Genomic DNA, 15,775 nt, shown 5'->3' with positions numbered 1-15,775 from the left:
ATCCTTCCTGCACTCATTACCGGACCCCCTCCTCTCTAGAGTGGCCGACGGCGGATTCTTCCCGCCGCTTGCCCATGTTTCCCAGCCCCCGAGAGGAGCATCCACGTGCAACCAGCAGCCTGCAGCACCCCTTCCTTGACCCGACACACGCTCGGCATGGCCATCTCCATGGCCCTGCTGACGGCCCTCGAACCTGCCATGGCCGATGGATTGGTGGCAATCGATGGCCCTATGGGCACCGCGTTGGTCGACAGCCAAACGCCCGCACCGGTGATTGCCATCGTTGCACCCAATGCCCAGGGTCTTTCCCACAACCGTTGGCAGGACTACAACGTTGGCGCGGCCGGTGTGGTATTGAACAACAGCCTGTCTGCGGGACAAACCAGTGTTGGCGGGCGTGATATCACGGTTGCGGCCAACCCGCAGTTGGTCGATGTCGCCGCTCGCACCATTCTCAACGAAGTGGTGGGCACGCGCGGCTCCCGTATCGACGGCGAGCAAGTCATCTTCGGCCAGGCCGCCGACTACGTGTTGAGCAACCCCAATGGCATCGAGCTCAATGGCGCCCGCCTGGCCCTGGGTCAAGCCGACACGGCGACTTACGTGGTGGGCACAGCGGTGCTGGCAGACGGCGCGATCGCGCGCTACGACACGCGTGATTCGCAGCAGCGCCTGGTGGTCGGCCAAGCTGGGGTGAACGTTGGCGCCGGCTCCGTGCAATTGATCGCGCCCAGCGTGATGGTCAGCGGCGACATGACGGCGGGTGGTGATTTGAGCTTGTTGATGGGTCGCCAGCAGGTCGATGCGCGAACGCTGGCCAGCACCGACACTGCACCGAAGCAGACGGCGGTCGACGCCAACCTGCTGGGCGCCATGCACGCCCGGCGCATCAAGGTCATCAGCACTCAGGCCGGTGCCGGCGTGAACATGGGCATCACTGGCATGCACGCCGCCCAAGGTATCCAGATCGCGTCGGCCGGGGCGCTGGCGATCAGTTCCACCGCCCGCCAGAACGGCGAGCCCGCCCAGGCCACGCTCGACGCGGGTGACGAGGACGTGAGCCTGTCAGCCGCAAGTGACTTGACGCTGACGTCGCTGGCGGTCACGGGTCGACACATCGACGCACGTTCAGGTGCGCGCCTGAAGCTGGACGCCCTCGCTCACCAGACCGAAACACAGCGACCGGCGCTTGCCGAGGATCACTGGTTCACCCTGGCGCAGGGGGAATCCGACGCTCACATCACCGAACGCACGCTGCGGCATGTGGGCAATAGCCTGATCGCTCAGGGGCGGGTGCGCCTGGACGGGGTCAACGGCATCGAAATCGCGGCCAGCCGTATCGCTGGACCGGAGCACGTCGGGATCTACACGGTGCACGGAGGCGTCGAGGTCGGGGCGAAGGTGGACACACACGCGCGCAGTGTTCGGCTCGCTTCGTCCGAAAGCCCTGAAGACAACGCCTCTACCTACGTCGAGCGAGCCAACACCAGCCATATCAGCGGCGGCTCGGTCACACTCCCCAGCGCCAGGCTGGTGGGTGCAAGAATCGATGCGAGCCATTCGCTGCACATCGGCGGGTCGGGGGCCACGGAGATCGCTGGACTGGATCTGCGCAGCACCTCGAGCCAAGGTGCCGACGTGCGGCGCGTGACCTTGACCGAGACCCGCGCCCATGAGGCCGCGCGCACCCATGCGTATCAGTTGCCAACGCAGCTGAATGCCCTCGACGGCGAGCTGTCGATCCGGGGCACGGACATCTCCATCAGCGGCAGCGCGCTCTCGGCAGCAAGTGTGGGTCTGCACAGCCAGGGCAACATCGCCATCGAGGGTTCCAGCGCGCGCATGCATATCGAAGGTGCGCGTCCGAGCGCCGCACAGGCAGCGCGTGGCTTCGATCGCACGTCTACAGCTATCAGCCCCAGCGTGCTGGCAGCCAGCGGCACACTGGCACTGCGCGCGCGTCGGTCGACCTTCAGAGACGGTGACATTTCCATCGCGGGCTCCCACCTGTTGGCAGGCACTGCCCTGACCCTCGACGCCCAGGACAACGTCTGGATAAGCGGCATCGGCGAAACGGAAGGCTTCACCCTCAGTGGGTCGCATTGGAGCCCAATGGCCGGTGCATCGCAAGGCACCTGGAACCGTACGGGCTTCAAGGAATCACGGGCGCGCAGCACGCTGGCCGGTGGCACCGTGCAAGTCACTGCAGGCGCGATGCTCGACGTGGCTGGCTCGGAGCTGGACAGCAAGGGCGACATCAAGCTGCAGGCCAGCGATATCCAGCTTACCGCCAGCCTGGAGCCTGCGGGACCGCGCAACCGGGCGATATGGTTGGACAACGATCTGCCTGAGTATCATTTCGTGTCAACCGACGGTAATGCTCGTACGCCCGTGACGGACCGTGTGCATAACGGCTTCGCCATGAAAGCGGGCGGCGATATAGACATCTCGGCGGTGCGATTGGCCACCCATGCCGCTTCGGTCAACGCAGCGGGTCGCTTGACGATTGCCGGCAGCCTGGCATCGTTCAAAGACACGCCGGTGTTGGACAGCGATGCGATACGCAGACATTACCATGGCTACATTCCGCCGCGACGGTCGAGCTGGCAAGCCCCGACGGGTTTGCCACTGGCAGCCCTGGACGTGCAAGCGCCCAGTAAAAACGGCACGACCCGCGAGTCGGCGTTCGTGGCCGGCACGGTCGGTGCCGATACCGCCCAGCGCATCAGGGATCTGAACATCCCGCTGAGCTTGCGCTGACCCAAGCAGGCGAATCCAGAACCCGACCCTGTATCCGTGTGAACGGTCAGTGACTGCGAAGCGTGCAGCGCAGATCAGGGCCGGGTGGTTTGTACCAGCAGCATGATGGCGTCGCGCTTTTCCAGCAAATGCTGGCGCAGGATCGCGCTCAGGCGCTTGCCGTCGCGGGCCTGAAGGGCTTCGATCATCTGTTCATGGTCGTGCAGGGCGCGATCCCACTTGGGTGCCTGCTGGTTGGACAGGAACCGCAGCGCCTGCAGGCGGCGGTTCACCGTGAGGTACATCTGGCGCAGCGCCGAGTTGCGTGACGCCAGGTTGATCAGGTCGTGGATGGCGCGGTTGCGCTGATAGTAACCCACTAGGTCATGCTGGCTCTTGCTCACCACCATGGCATTGTGCAAAGCCTTGATCTGCTGCAGCTCCGCTTCGGTGATGCGCTCGCACGCCAGCTCTCCGGCAAAGGCTTCCAGGCCACTCATCAGCTCGAATGCCTCGCGAATTTCCAATTCGCTCATGCGCGCGACGCTGGCTCCGCGGTTGGGGTTGATTTCGATCAGGCCTTCCCCGGCCAGCACCTTCAGCGCCTCGCGCAGAGGCGTGCGTGAAATACCCAACGTCTCACACAACTCGCGCTCGTTCAGCTTGGTACCGGGCGGCAGCACCCCCTCGGTGATGAACCCACGCAAGTGCTCTACCACGGTGTCGTGCAGACGCTGCCGTTCGAGACGTGGCAATTGCAGCGCGGGCGTGGCCGGGGCGGCCATTGACGAAGACTGCATGCAAACTCCTTGTAGCGATGGGTTAACGCGAGCTTTTCTTATTCTAAAAAGCGCGAATCTAGGCGGATATTAGCGCAATTGAGTGGTTTGACACAGCGCCCCCAACTGCTAATGTAATTTTGCATTCAAAATACAACAACAAAGGGTTGACCCATGCTCAAGCTCGACTTTCATCCTGCCGGCCGTCATTTTCTGCAGATCCCGGGCCCCAGCCCGGTACCCGATCGTATCCTGCGCGCCATGAGTTACCCGACCATCGATCACCGCGGTCCCGAGTTCGGTGAACTGGGCCTCAAGGTGCTCGAAGGCATTCAGCAGATCTTCAAGACCCGCCACCCGGTGATCATCTACCCCGCTTCAGGCACCGGTGCGTGGGAAGCGGCACTGTGCAACACGTTGAGCGCGGGCGACGAGGTGCTGATGTTCGAAACAGGCCATTTCGCCAGCCTCTGGCAGAAGATGGCCATCAGCCTGGGGCTCAAGCCCGAATTCATCGGCCTGCCAGGCATCGAAGGCTGGCGCGGCGGCGTGCGTGCAGACATGATCCAGGCGCGCCTGGAACAGGACAGCGAGCACCGGATCAAGGCGGTGTGCGTGGTGCACAACGAAACCAGCACCGGAGTGACTTCCGACATTCCTGCCGTACGACGGGCCATCGATGCCGCCGGGCACCCTGCCCTGTTGCTGGTGGACACCATCTCCGGGCTCGCCTCGGCTGATTATCGCCATGACGAATGGGGCGTGGACGTGACCATCTCCGGCTCGCAGAAAGGCCTCATGCTGCCTCCCGGCATAAGCTTCAACGCGCTCTCGCCCAAGGCCATCGAAGCCAGCCAGCGCGGTGGCCTGCCGCGCAGCTTCTGGGCTTGGGATGACATCATCGAGATGAACAAGACCGGCTACTGGCCCTACACGCCCAATACCAACCTGCTCTATGGCCTTTCCGAGGCACTGGACATGATTCTCGGCGAAGGCCTGGACAATGTCTTCGCCCGCCACCAACGCCTGGCCCAGGCCTGCCGTACCGCCGTGCAGGCCTGGGGCCTGCCCATCCAGTGCGCCGATCCCAGTGTCTACAGCCCGGTACTCACGGGTGTGATGACGCCCGAAGGCGTCGACGCCGACCAGGTGCGCAAGACCATCTACGAGCGCTTCGACATGTCGCTGGGCACCGGCCTGGGCAAGCTCAAGGGGCGCATGTTCCGCATCGGCCACTTGGGCGACTGCAACGACCTGACCTTGATGGCCACCCTGAGTGGTTGCGAAATGGGCTTGCAGATGGCCGGGGTCAAACTGGACGCCAGCGGCGTGCTCGCCGCCATGGATTACCTGGGCGGGCAGCACGTGCCCCTGCGCCGCGAGTGAATCACCGGCGCTGCCCCTGGCTGCGCCCGATGCGACTGACTATCCCGAATCAACGCCTGCGGGCGTAAACAATAAGAAACTGGAGATAGAACATGAAGCGGTTATATCTGCGCCCCACTACCATGGTGCTGGTCATGCTGTGCGCCATGTATTTCATCACGTACCTGGACCGGGTCAACGTCAGTACCGCTGCGGTCGGTTTCGGCAAGGAATTCAACCTCACCAAGACCGAGATCGGCATCGTCTTCTCGGCCTTCGCCTACCCCTACCTGGTGTTCCAGATCATCGGCGGCTGGGTCAGCGACCGTTTCGGCGCCAAGCGCACCCTGGTGGTGTGCGGGCTGATCTGGGCCAGCGCCACGGTGCTCACCGGCATGGCTGGCGGCTTCGTTTCCCTGATCGTGGCGCGGGTGTTGCTGGGGTTGGGCGAAGGCGCCACCTTCCCCGCTGCCACTGCGGCCATGTCGCGCTGGGTCGGCAAGGAGAACCGCGGCTTCGCCCAAGGCATCACCCACGCCTTCGCCCGCCTGGGCAACGCGCTGGCGCCGGCTGCGATGGTCGCGGTAATGGCGGCCTACGGCTGGCGCGAGTCGTTCTATGTCTGCGCTGGTATCAGTTTCGTCTGGGTCGCGCTGTGGGCGCTGGTGTTCACCGAACAACCCAAGGATCACCCGCGCATCACCCAGCAGGAGCTGGACGCCCTGCCTGCGCCCAAGCCCAAGAACACCATCAAGCTGCCTTGGGGACGACTGTTCCGGCGCATGGCCCCGGTCACCATCGTCTACTTCTGCTATGGCTGGACCCTGTGGCTGCTGCTGAGCTGGGTTCCCATGTACTTCATGAACATGGGCCTGGACCTGAAAAGCACCGCTATATTCGCCTCGACCGTGTTCTTCGGCGGCGTGGTTGGCGACACCCTGGGCGGCATCGTCAGCGACCGCATCTACAAACGCACCGGCAACCTCAACCGGGCGCGCAGCCTGATGGTTGCGATCTGCCTGTCGTTGACCCTGGTAGCCCTGCTGCCACTGATGTTCACCCACGACATGTACGTCTCGCTGGCTTGCCTGGCCATCGCGTTCTTCTTCTCGGAGATGACCATCGGGCCGATGTGGGCGATTCCCATGGACATCGCCCCGGACCATTGCGGTACCGCCAGTGGCATGATGAACACCGGATCGGCCATGGCCGCGATCATCAGCCCGGTGGCCGCCGGACTGCTGATCGACAAGTTCGGCAACTGGCAGCTGCCGTTCATGGTCAGCATCGTGCTGCTGGCCATTGGCGTGGTGCTGTCGTTCCGCATGCGCCCACAGAACCGCTTCGTCTACGAGCTTCCCGCAGCCGCCACGCCGGTGGCTGTCGCGGTGCCCAAGTGACTGTTGGCGCATTGACATCAGGCGCGAAACAATCCTGAGCAAGGAGTACGATAACCTGGACCGGTGAGGCGGCGGGCCGGCCTGTGTCACGCGCCCGTCGCCACGCCTCCTGCCTGGAGAAGCCTGCCATGCCTCGTTTGTGTGCCAACCTTTCGATGCTGTTCACCGAACATCAATTCCTGCAACGCTTCGCCCACGCCGCCAAGGCCGGGTTCAGGGGTGTGGAATTCCTTTTTCCCTACGACTTCGACAGCGCCGAGATCAAGGCGCGACTGCAGCAGCACGGCCTGACCCAAGTGTTGTTCAACCTGCCACCCGGCGATTGGGATAGCGGTGAGCGCGGGATCGCCTGCCTGCCGGACCGCCGCGAGGAGTTTCGCGCCGGCGTGGCCACGGCCATCGAGTATGCCAAGGTGCTGGGCAATACCCGGATCAACTGCCTGGCCGGTATCGCCCCGCCCGGCGACGACCCGCAACTGGCGCAACGGACCCTCGTCGACAACCTGCGCTACGCCAGCGAAGCGCTGGCGAGTCATGGCATTCGCCTGGTGATGGAGATGATCAACACCCGCGACATGCCCGGCTTCTACCTGAACGGCACACAGCAAGCATTGGCGATTCGCGAACAGGTGGGCCACGACAATCTGTTTCTGCAGTACGACATCTATCATATGCAGGTGATGGAGGGTGATCTGGCGCGCACGTTGCAGTCGCACCTGCAGGCTATCGGCCACGTGCAGCTGGCGGACAACCCCGGCCGCCACGAACCGGGCACCGGGGAAATCAATTTCCGTTTCCTGTTCCAGCACCTGGACCGGATCGGCTACCAGGGCTGGGTGGGGTGCGAGTACAAACCGCTGAATGGAACCGAGGCCGGGCTGGGCTGGATGAAGAGCCACAACCTGGCCTGAGCCCCCGGCGCGCTACAGAGGCTGGCGTTCGTAGGCGCGGTATTCCGGTTTCCAGAAATGTACGTCGATTGCCTCGCGCAACGCGGCCTCATCCATCGGTGCAGCCACGCCGTCCTTCTGCGCTGCCAGGCCTACCGCCAGGGCAATGCGTTTGCTGACCGCCTGCACGTCGCGCAACGGTGGCAGCATCTGCCCCGCTGCCGCGCTGTCGGCCAGCGCCTGTGCCGAGGCCATGAGCATGCCGTCGGTAACGCGCGTGGCCCGGCTGGCAATGGCACCCAGTCCCACACCGGGGAAGATGTAGGAGTTGTTGCACTGCGCGATCGGGAAGGTACGGCCCAGCACTTCGATCGGCAGGAACGGACTGCCGGTGGCCACCAGCGCGTTGCCTTCGGTCCACTGCAGGATGTCCTTGGGGTGGGCTTCGATCTGCGAGGTGGGGTTGGACAGCGGCATGACGATCGGCGCCGGGCAATGCTGATACAGGGTTTTCACCACTTCCTCGGTGAACAGGCCGGCTTTGCCGGAAACGCCGATCAGCACGCTTGGCCTGGCGTTGGCCACGACTTCCAATAGGGTCGGCCACTGCCCGGCGAACGACCAGGAGGCCAGCGTCTGGCTGTCGTGGGCCAAGCGTTGCTGGAAATCGTACAGGTCGGGCTGGCGGTCGGTCAGCAGGCCCTTGCTGTTGAGCAGATAGACACGGCTGCGCGCCTGCTTGTCGCTCAGCCCTTCCAGCTGCATGGCAGTGATGATCTGCTCGGCGATGCCGCACCCGGCGGAACCGGCGCCGACGAATGCCACGGTCTGCTCGGAAAGCTTCTGGCCCTTGACCTTGCACGCGGCCAGCAAGGTGCCCACAGTGACGGCGGCGGTGCCCTGGATATCGTCGTTGAAGCAGCACAGCTGGTCACGGAACCGCTCGAGCAGTGGCATGGCATTGCTCAGGGCGAAATCCTCGAACTGCAGGATAGCCTCCGGCCAGCGCCGCTGCACGCCCTCGACGAACGCCTGCACGAAAGCTTCGTAGCGTTCACCGCGCACACGCTCTTCGCGACGCCCGAAATACAGCGGGTCGGCAAGTCGCTCGGGGTTGTTGGTACCCACATCGAGCACCACCGGCAGGGTGTAGGCCGGGCTGATGCCACCGCAGGCGGTGTACAGCGACAACTTGCCGATGGGGATGCCCATGCCGCCCACGCCCTGGTCGCCCAGGCCGAGGATTCGCTCGCAGTCACTGACGACGATGACCTTGACGTTGTCCTTGGTCACGTTGTTGAGGATTTCGTCCATGCGCTCGACATCGTCGATGCTGATGAACAAGCCGCGATGGCTGCGGTAGATGCGCGAGAATTCCTGGCACGCCTTGCCGACCGTGGGGGTATAGATGATCGGCAGCATCTCGTCGATGTGGTCGTCGACCAGGCGGTAGAACAGGGTTTCGTTGGAGTCCTGGATCGAGCGCAGCAGCACGTGGCGCTCGAGGTCGGTCGAGCATGCCTGGAACTGGTGATAGGCCCGCGCGCATTGCTGGTCGATGGTCTCGATCTGCTGGGGCAGCAAGCCTTGCAAATGCAAGGTGTCGCGCTCTTGCGCGGTGAAAGCGGTGCCCTTGTTCAGCAACGGCGTGGCAAGCAGTGCCGGGCCGGTGAACGGGACCTTGATCGGGCGTTTGGCGGAGCTGGTCATGCTGTCTCTCCCTTGCTTTTTGTATTTTGCATTCAAAATAGACGCCTTTGCCAAAGGGTGCCATGGGTTTTAGCGCAATCGCCGCTGCGGCGCCAGCGCTGACCGAGGGGCCGTGCCGGATGAAGTGCGCGAGAACAGCCTGCAGGCAGCGCCGCGTAAAGCTCTTCGAACCTTTGCCGATTACGGGCCGTCGTAAATGCAGGCCTCATGCACCGAGGCATCCGCATCCGAGGATCCAGACCATGCAGATCATTCACCCCAAAGCGCGCTATCAACCCTACACCTCTTCTTCCGGAGGCTGGGGATCGGCGTTTTCGGTGATGAATATCCTTTGGCGCCAGCAAGCCCTGGGCAAGGGCCCTGCCGCGCTGTTGCGGCAAAACAAGCCCGACGGGTTCGCCTGCGTCAGCTGTGCCTGGGCAAAGCCAGGCAATCCTCACGCCCTGGAATTCTGCGAGAACGGCGCCAAAGCGACCGCTTGGGAGCTGACCGCGCTGCGCACCGGTCCCGAGCTGTTTGCCAAGCATAGCCTCAGCGAGCTGCGCACCTGGAGCGACTACGAGCTCGAGCGCAACGGGCGCCTGACTCATCCGATGCGCTACGACGCGCCCAGTGATCGTTATGTGACCACCACGTGGGAGGAAGCCTACCAGGGCATCGGCGAGCAACTGCGCGGGCTGGAACCGGACAGTGTGGTGTTCTACGCCTCGGGACGTGCCTCGCTGGAAACTTCGTTCATGTACCAATTGCTGGCTCGCGCCTATGGCACCAACAACCTGCCGGACAGCTCGAACATGTGCCACGAAAGCACGTCGGTGGGCCTGCAGGAAAGCATCGGGGTGCCCGTAGGGACGGTGAACCTGAAGGATTTCGAGCTGACCGACTGCATCTTTTTCTTCGGTCAGAACGTGGGCAGCAACAGCCCGCGCATGCTTCATCCACTGCAGGAGGCGCGCAAGCGCCAGGTGCCGATCATCAGCTTCAACCCGCTGCGCGAGCGCGGTCTGGAACGTTTCGTCAATCCGCAATCGCCGGTGGAAATGCTGGGCCCGGACTCCACGGTGATCAGTACGCAATACCACCAGGTAGCTATCGGTGGTGACACGGCGGCGGTAATGGGCATCGCCAAGGCCCTGCTGGCGATGGACCGCGCGGCGCATGCCGACGGCCGGCCGGCGGTGATCGACCATGATTTCATCGCCGAGCACACCGAGGGGGTCGATGACTTCCTGGCCCAGGTGGACCAGCACGAATGGGCCGCGCTGGAACAGCGCAGCGGCCTGGATCGCGCGGCGCTGGAGGCCGCTGCCACCGTGTATGCCCGCAGCAACCGGGTGATGATCATCTATGGCATGGGGCTGACCCAGCATCGCCATGGCGTCCAGAACGTGCAGATGCTGGTCAACCTGCTGCTGTTGCGCGGCAACATCGGCAAGCCGGGCGCTGGCATCTGCCCCGTGCGCGGGCACTCCAACGTGCAGGGGCAACGCACGGTGGGCATCACCGAGGATCCGGCCAAGGTGCCGGTGGACAAGATCGAGTCGCTGTTCGGCATCAAGGTACCGAAGCAAAAGGGCATGGCCACGGTGGATGCCTGCGAGGGTATCGTGGCCGGCAAGGTGAAGGGCTTCATCGGCCTTGGCGGCAATTTCCTGCGCGCAGTACCGGACACCGATCGGATGGAGCCGGCATGGTCGGGCCTGGCCCTCAATGTGCAGATCGCAACCAAGCTTAATCGCACCCACCTGTTCCCCGGCCAGCACGGCTGGCTGCTGCCGTGCCTGGGGCGCATCGAGCGCGATGTGCAGGACGGCCGCCGCCAGGTCTACACCACCGAAGACAGCACCGGCTGCATCCGCGCCTGGGAAGGCCGCGCCGAGCCTGCCAGCGAGCACTTGCGCGCGGAGTTGGCGATCATCGCCGGCCTGGCCCAGGCGACGCTGAGCGGCAACGAGCAGATTCCCTGGGAGCTGTGGCGCCAGGATTATGCCCGCGTGCGGGAGGCCATCGCCCAGACCTATCCGGAGATCTTCCATGACATGGAGACGCGAATGTGGGAGCCCGGTGGTTTCCACCGGCCGCTGGGCGCCTGCGAGCGCCACTGGACCACACCCACGGGCAAGGCGCAGTTCGTCACCGCCAAGACGCTTGACGAGGACGACGACGTCTCGCAGAACGCCGGACAGCGCGATGTGCTGCAACTGATGACGCTGCGCAGCAACGATCAGTTCAACACCACGGTGTATGGCTACGAGGACCGTTTTCGCGGGGTCAAGGGCACGCGCAGCGTGATCTTCCTGAACCACAACGACATCGTCCGGCTGGGTTTCAATCCGGGCGACTGGGTCACGATTCGTACCGCCATCGAGCCGCAGGTGCGCCGCGAGGTGGGGCCGATGCAGATCATCGCCTACGATATCCCGATCAATTGCGCGGGCGCCTACTACCCCGAATGCAATGCATTGGTGCCCTTGTGGCATTACGCGAGCAAGAGCAAGGTGCCCGCCGCCAAGTCGATCCCGGTCACCCTGCACAAGGCCCAGGCCCGCGCCGAAGACATGGCCCACGCTATTCCACTCGCCGACCAGGTGATCTAGCACCCTGTAGGAGCGGTCATCGGCCGCGAAAGGGACACCGCGGAGTGCCTGATGCACTGCGGCGCGATTCGCGGGCAGAGCCCGCTCCCACAGATAACCGCGGACCTGCAGGTGGGCTACGGGGATTTGGTCAGGTGCTGGTAATGGGCTTTGAGGGTGTCGATGAAATCCTCGGCCAACAGGGTGCGGTTCTGCGCATGGGGCCAGATCACGTAAGTCGGCAAGGGAATATCCGGGCGGAAGGGTCGAACCACGATCTGGCGGTGCAGGTAATCCCTGGCCACCAGCGGATGAGCCAGGGTTATGCCCATGCCGTGCGCAACCATTTCGCAATTGATCGCGCTGTATTGCGCTTCCAGGGCCATGATTCGCTCCACACCGGCCTGTTCGAACAGCCCGTCGACCAGCGCCCGCGTGCCGTCTCCGTGGCACAGCGACACGAAAGGCTGCCCCTGCAGGTCCGCGAAGGTAATGCTCTGGTGCTCAGCCAGGGGATGCGCCGCCGGCAACACGCAGACTGCGGCCATCTCGGCCAGCAACTCGACCTGATGGTTCGCCACATCGCCCGGATGCACCACGATGCCAATGTCGCAGAACTGCGATTTCACCCACTGTTCAACGGTGGGCGACGAGTTCACGTGCAGCGATACGGTCAGCTCCGGACGGGTCGACGTGAACGTCTTGAGCACCTCGGGAATCACGCTCATGCCCGTCGACGGCACAGCCGCAACACGCAGGCGCCCGGTGCCCAGGTTGCGAATGTTCTTCGCCGAATGCTTGAGGCTGTCGAGCCCGACGAATGCGCGCTCCACCTCCTGAAAGAACGCGCGACCCTCCTGTGTCGGGATCAGCCGTACCCCGGCGCGCTTGAACAAGGTCAGCCCGGTGCTCAGCTCGAGTTGAGCGATCAGTCGACTGACGTTGGGTTGCGAGGTGTACAGGACATCGGCCGCTGCGGTCATCGAGCCCATGCGCATCACACTGCGGAACGCTTCGATCTGCCTCAGGTTCACTGACGCCTCCATATCAAATATGCATGACTAGGCCCGATATCCGTATTTGACCATATACCGTCACGCTCGCAATACTCAAGTCCAGCAGCACATACACATAGCGCACACCAAGATGCGTTACCCGGCGCCGCCCATGGCCGGGAGCATGCACAGCGCATGCGTGGCCCCGGTTCGCCGGAGCGACCGACGCATTGTTCGATCTGCCCCCTGCACTTCGGAGATAGTCTGTGAATAGCCAACAACCGTCCTTTCGCCTCACTTCCCTGCGCGTCGCCCTCGCTTTCGCCGCTCTGAGCGGCGCCTGCGCCCATGCCGCCCCAACCCTCTACGTTGCCGGTGTCGGCGGCTCTACCGAGCAGATGTACAAGAGCAAGATCATTCCCGCCTTCGAGAAGCTGCACGACGTCAAAGTGGTCTACGTTGCCGGCAACTCCACTGAAACCCTGGCCAAGCTGCAGGCGCAGAAGGGCCGCCAGCAGATCAACGTCGCCATGATGGACGACGGGCCCATGTACCAGGCGCTCCAGCAGGGCCTGTGCGGTGACCTCAGCGATGCGCCGGTGTACAAGGACCTCTACCCGCTGGCTCGCCTCAGCCCGCAGGCTACCGGTATCGGCATGGTGGCTACCGGAATCGGCTACAACGAAGAAGCCTTCAAGAAGCGCGGCTGGGACGCCCCCGACTCCTGGGAAGACCTGGCCGACCCACGCTACAAGCAACTGCTCGGCATGCCCCCGGTGACCAACACCTACGGCCTGCACACACTGGTGGAGATGGCTCGCCTGCGCGGCGGCAGCGAGAAGAACATCGACCCCGGCTTCAAGGCGCTCAAGGACGAGATTGGTCCGAACGTGCTGGCCTGGGTGTCGGCGCCCGGTGAAATGGACGGCATGATGCAGAACGGCGACGTGGTCATGGCGGTCTACGGCAGCGGTCGCGCCGTGGCCTTGCAGGGTACCGGTTTCCCGCTCAAGTTCATCTACCCGAAGGAAGGTGGTGTGGCCTTGCAACTGGCCGCCTGCGGGGTGACACCCAATGCCCAGCCGGAACTGTCACAGACGTTCATCCAGTACGTGCTGTCGCCCGAAGTGCAAACCATCCAGGCCCACGAGAACGGTTTTGCGCCGGTCAACAAGACCGTCGAGCTGAGCCCCGAGATCGCCGCGCGCATGCCCTATGGCCCGGACAAAGTCAGTGCCCTGATCAAAGTCGACTGGGAGACCATCAACCAGCAGCGCAGTGAGTGGACCACACGCTGGAACCGTACCGTCGAGCGCTGATCCGCGCGCCCGTCCGAACTTTCCCGACCTTTTCCTGGAGCCGCAGGCGCATGCCTGCGTGGCAAAGCCATGGCATTTTTGACACTGGAAGGCCTCGTCAAGAACTACGGTACGTTCAAAGCCATCGACGGCCTGAGCCTGGAGGTACAGCACGGCGAGTTCGTCGCCCTGCTCGGCCCTTCCGGGTGCGGCAAGACCACCACCTTGCAGTCGATCGCCGGGTTCGTGCAACCCACCGAAGGCCGGATCGTGCTCGACGGTCGGGACATCACTCACGTACGCCCGGAAGATCGCGGCCTTGGCATCGTTTTTCAGAGCTACGCGCTGTTCCCGCACATGACGGTGGCGCAGAACATCAGCTTCGGCCTGGAGATGCGCGGCGTGGCCAAGGCCGAACGTGCCAAGCGCGTGGTCGAGGCGCTGGACCTGGTCCGTCTTGGCGGCCTTGGCGAGCGTTATCCCAAGGCGCTTTCCGGCGGGCAGCGCCAGCGGGTGGCGATTGCCCGCGCCCTGGCCATCCGCCCCAACCTGTTGCTGCTCGACGAACCCATGTCGAACCTGGATGCCAAGCTGCGCGAGGAAATGCACATCGAGCTGCGCGCCATCCAGCGCGAACTGGGTATCACGACCATTCTGGTCACCCACGATCAGGTCGAAGCGATGACCATGAGCGACCGCATCGCAGTCATGCAGCGCGGGCGCATCGTGCAGATCGATACACCATTCGAAGCCTACGAACGACCCCATTCGCCCTTCGCCTCGGCGTTTCTGGGCAAGACCAACGCCTTCGCCGGTGCCGTGCAGCTGCGCAACGAGCGCTGCTGCCACGTGCAGGTGCGCGATACCTTGCTGCATGTGCCCCACGAGGACCGCTCCCTGGGTCAGGACGTCAACGTGTACATCCGCCCCGAGAAAATCCGCCTGACCGAACCTGGCCTGGGCCGCATCAACGGTCGGATCGCCCTGCGGGTGTTCCTCGGCAACCTGTGGTTGCTTGCCGTGGACAGCCACTTTGGCCTGGTCCACCTGACCCAGCCGAATCTGGGGCATGTACCGCCCGCCGAGGGCAACGAAGTCGGCCTGGACTGGTCGGACGACGACCTGCGCCTGCTCGACCGGGAGGCTGCCCATGGCCAGGTATGACGCCGAACACGTAGGCGCGGCGCCTTGGCTGCTCAGCGGCCCGGCACTGCTGGTATTCATCGCCCTGCTGCTGGCACCGTTGCTGCTGACCGCGCTGTTGTCGCTCAACCTGTTCAGCGACACCGAAGGCGTGCTGCCGGTGTACAGCCTGGGCAACTACATCGAGGTGTTCAAGGACGACTATTTCCACGAGATTTTCCTGCGAACCGGCTCAATGGCACTGGCAGTGACGGTGCTGTGCGTACTGCTCGGCGTCCCGGAAACCATCATCATTGCGCGCATGGCGCCACGTTGGCGCTCGACCTTCCTGCTGGTGGTGCTTGGCCCGCTGTTGATTTCAGTGGTGGTGCGGACCCTCGGCTGGGCGATTCTGTTGGGCAACAACGGCTTGATCAACGATGCCCTGCAGGGCCTGGGCATCACCGACGAACCGGTAAAGATCCTGTTCACCCAAGTGGGCGTGATCATTGCCCTGACCCATGTGCTGGTGCCCTTCATGGTGATCGCGGTGTGGGCCACCCTGCAGCGACTGGACCTGCAGGTGGAGTGGGCCGGCCTGTCCCTGGGCGCGTCGCGACTGACGGTGTTCCGGCGCATCATCGTGCCGCAGATCATGCCGGGCATTCTTTCCGGCTCGATCATCGTCTTCGCCCTCGCCGCCTCGGCCTTCGCCACCCCGGCAATCATCGGCGGACGCCGGCTTAAGGTGGTCGCCACTGCGGCCTACGACGAATTCCTCGGCACCCTCAACTGGCCCCTGGGCGCGGCGATCGCCATGCTCCTGCTGGTGGCCAATCTGATCATCATTCTGGGTTGCAGCAAGCTGGCCGAGCGCCGCTTCAAGCAAGTCTTCGAGTAG

General features: G+C 63.8%; 11 protein-coding genes. 8 read left to right on the top strand and 3 right to left on the bottom strand.

Annotation, left to right across the window (positions count from 1 at the left end):
* Window positions 1-105 precede the first annotated feature (105 nt).
* A complete protein-coding gene (locus tag ONG87_RS10045) occupies window positions 106-2,760 on the top strand; it encodes a filamentous hemagglutinin N-terminal domain-containing protein (protein WP_264382787.1) in 2,655 nt (884 codons plus the stop codon).
* A 74-nt stretch (window positions 2,761-2,834) separates the two neighbouring features.
* Here ONG87_RS10045 and ONG87_RS10040 read toward each other — a convergent pair whose 3' ends face one another.
* Entirely contained in the window at window positions 2,835-3,539 is a 705-nt protein-coding gene (locus tag ONG87_RS10040; protein ID WP_122478196.1) for a GntR family transcriptional regulator, read from the bottom strand.
* Between the two features lie 153 nt (window positions 3,540-3,692).
* On the opposite strand from ONG87_RS10040, the gene ONG87_RS10035 reads away from it, so the two are divergent.
* The 3 genes from ONG87_RS10035 to hyi all read left to right on the top strand — a co-directional run bounded on the left by ONG87_RS10035 (window position 3,693) and on the right by hyi (window position 7,194).
* Window positions 3,693-4,904 carry an alanine--glyoxylate aminotransferase family protein gene (locus tag ONG87_RS10035; protein WP_122478197.1) on the top strand — a complete coding sequence of 404 codons (1,212 nt, stop codon included), beginning with the start codon at window positions 3,693-3,695 and terminating at the stop codon, window positions 4,902-4,904.
* A gap of 92 nt (window positions 4,905-4,996) precedes the next feature.
* Complete coding sequence (locus tag ONG87_RS10030; protein ID WP_122478199.1) at window positions 4,997-6,283, top strand: MFS transporter; 1,287 nt, start codon at window positions 4,997-4,999, stop codon at window positions 6,281-6,283.
* A 128-nt stretch (window positions 6,284-6,411) separates the two neighbouring features.
* Window positions 6,412-7,194 carry a hydroxypyruvate isomerase gene (gene hyi / locus ONG87_RS10025; RefSeq protein ID WP_264382786.1) on the top strand — a complete coding sequence of 261 codons (783 nt, stop codon included), beginning with the start codon at window positions 6,412-6,414 and terminating at the stop codon, window positions 7,192-7,194.
* 12 nt (window positions 7,195-7,206) lie between these two features.
* Here the strand turns inward: hyi and ONG87_RS10020 are convergent, their stop codons facing one another.
* Window positions 7,207-8,883 (bottom strand): NAD-dependent malic enzyme, encoded by a 1,677-nt coding sequence (locus ONG87_RS10020; protein ID WP_192136775.1) that lies wholly within the window; start codon window positions 8,881-8,883, stop codon window positions 7,207-7,209.
* A gap of 242 nt (window positions 8,884-9,125) precedes the next feature.
* Between ONG87_RS10020 and ONG87_RS10015 the strand changes: the two genes are divergently transcribed.
* The gene (locus tag ONG87_RS10015; RefSeq protein ID WP_264382785.1) at window positions 9,126-11,480 is read left to right on the top strand and encodes an FdhF/YdeP family oxidoreductase; all 2,355 of its coding nucleotides are present in this window, start codon (window positions 9,126-9,128) and stop codon (window positions 11,478-11,480) included.
* A gap of 116 nt (window positions 11,481-11,596) precedes the next feature.
* Here ONG87_RS10015 and ONG87_RS10010 read toward each other — a convergent pair whose 3' ends face one another.
* A complete protein-coding gene (locus tag ONG87_RS10010; protein ID WP_122478207.1) occupies window positions 11,597-12,493 on the bottom strand; it encodes a LysR substrate-binding domain-containing protein in 897 nt (298 codons plus the stop codon).
* Between the two features lie 227 nt (window positions 12,494-12,720).
* Here ONG87_RS10010 and ONG87_RS10005 point away from each other — a divergent pair, with 227 nt between their 5' ends.
* The 3 genes from ONG87_RS10005 (at window position 12,721) to ONG87_RS09995 (ending at window position 15,775) form a co-directional block, all read left to right on the top strand.
* Window positions 12,721-13,773, top strand: a complete 1,053-nt coding sequence (locus tag ONG87_RS10005; protein WP_122478209.1) for an ABC transporter substrate-binding protein — start codon at window positions 12,721-12,723, stop codon at window positions 13,771-13,773.
* Between the two features lie 69 nt (window positions 13,774-13,842).
* Window positions 13,843-14,916, top strand: coding sequence for an ABC transporter ATP-binding protein (locus ONG87_RS10000; RefSeq protein WP_122478211.1), 1,074 nt, complete (start codon window positions 13,843-13,845; stop codon window positions 14,914-14,916).
* Window positions 14,903-15,775, top strand: coding sequence for an ABC transporter permease (locus ONG87_RS09995; protein ID WP_122478212.1), 873 nt, complete (start codon window positions 14,903-14,905; stop codon window positions 15,773-15,775). Before ONG87_RS10000 ends, ONG87_RS09995 begins: the two co-directional genes overlap by 14 nt.

Origin of the sequence: Pseudomonas sp. MM227 (assembly GCF_947090715.1) — a bacterium.
In the GTDB taxonomy this organism is placed as follows: Bacteria; Pseudomonadota; Gammaproteobacteria; order Pseudomonadales; family Pseudomonadaceae; genus Aquipseudomonas; species Aquipseudomonas baltica.
Note: the sequence above shows the minus strand (reverse complement) of the source record. Positions and strands in the feature narration are given on the sequence as shown.

Excerpts from the sequence above, each read along its gene's own strand:
- ONG87_RS10040 (WP_122478196.1), bottom strand. The coding sequence starts at position 3,539 with ATGCAGTCTTCGTCAATGGCCGCCCCGGCCACGCCCGCGCTGCAATTG.
- ONG87_RS10035 (WP_122478197.1), top strand. The coding sequence starts at position 3,693 with ATGCTCAAGCTCGACTTTCATCCTGCCGGCCGTCATTTTCTGCAGATC.
- ONG87_RS10030 (WP_122478199.1), top strand. The coding sequence starts at position 4,997 with ATGAAGCGGTTATATCTGCGCCCCACTACCATGGTGCTGGTCATGCTG.
- hyi (WP_264382786.1), top strand. The coding sequence starts at position 6,412 with ATGCCTCGTTTGTGTGCCAACCTTTCGATGCTGTTCACCGAACATCAA.
- ONG87_RS10020 (WP_192136775.1), bottom strand. The coding sequence starts at position 8,883 with ATGACCAGCTCCGCCAAACGCCCGATCAAGGTCCCGTTCACCGGCCCG.
- ONG87_RS10015 (WP_264382785.1), top strand. The coding sequence starts at position 9,126 with ATGCAGATCATTCACCCCAAAGCGCGCTATCAACCCTACACCTCTTCT.
- ONG87_RS10000 (WP_122478211.1), top strand. The coding sequence starts at position 13,843 with ATGGCATTTTTGACACTGGAAGGCCTCGTCAAGAACTACGGTACGTTC.
- ONG87_RS09995 (WP_122478212.1), top strand. The coding sequence starts at position 14,903 with ATGGCCAGGTATGACGCCGAACACGTAGGCGCGGCGCCTTGGCTGCTC.